1 pseudogene is annotated in these 270 nt (G+C 36.7%); it reads right to left on the bottom strand.

What is annotated here, in order from left to right:
* Positions 1-270, bottom strand: a pseudogene (locus AB671_RS22505) (peptidoglycan-binding protein LysM); the annotation flags it as partial.

Below are 270 nucleotides of genomic sequence, written 5' to 3'. Positions count from 1 at the left end.
CATTTACAGGGATTAAGTTGGTTCCATTCATGAAATTAGGTCCCCCAGCTTTAACTTTAACATTAAAGTTCTTCGTTGAAGTAACTTTCAAAGAATTGGCTTTATTAATGGTTTGGTCAGAGTTGTAATCTGCTGCAGTGGCATAGTTAAAGTCAACGGTATTACCAATTGCAGTACTTCCAGCGTCGATAGAGATTACATCATTCAGGGTAATGTTTACGGTTGTGGTTGCAGTTGTATTTTGAGCATGAACATTGTTAGTTCCTAATA

It is taken from the genome of Chryseobacterium sp. BGARF1, assembly GCF_001677955.1.
In the GTDB taxonomy this organism is placed as follows: domain Bacteria; phylum Bacteroidota; class Bacteroidia; order Flavobacteriales; family Weeksellaceae; genus Chryseobacterium.
Note: the sequence above shows the minus strand (reverse complement) of the source record. Positions and strands in the feature narration are given on the sequence as shown.